Consider the following 310-nt stretch of genomic DNA (forward strand, 5'->3'; position numbering starts at 1 on the left):
CCGGAGATGTCCGACTTGAATTTCACCGAGTCAAAAATGAAGAACTCAGGCTCTGGACCAGCGAACACGGTGTCACCGATACCGGTGGCTTTCAGGTGTTCTTCGGCACGCTTGGCGATCGCACGTGGGTCGCGGTCGTAGCCTTGCATGCTCGAAGGTTCGATGAAGTCGCACACCAGGATCAGGGTGGCGTCTTCGGTGAACGGGTCGAGAACGGCAGTTTCGTCAACCGGCATCAGGATCATGTCGGAGGCTTCGATGCCTTTCCAGCCAGCGATGGAGGAACCGTCGAACATCTTGCCGACTTCGA

Annotated in this window: 1 protein-coding gene; it reads right to left on the minus strand. The window is 57.1% G+C overall.

Annotation, left to right across the window (positions count from 1 at the left end; genetic code table 11):
• Positions 1–310: glutamine synthetase beta-grasp domain-containing protein (locus tag BK660_RS32230; RefSeq protein WP_185045373.1), on the minus strand; the 310-nt coding region annotated here is incomplete at both ends.

Origin of the sequence: Pseudomonas brassicacearum (assembly GCF_003732265.1) — a bacterium.
Classification (GTDB): Bacteria; Pseudomonadota; Gammaproteobacteria; order Pseudomonadales; family Pseudomonadaceae; genus Aquipseudomonas; species Aquipseudomonas brassicacearum_D.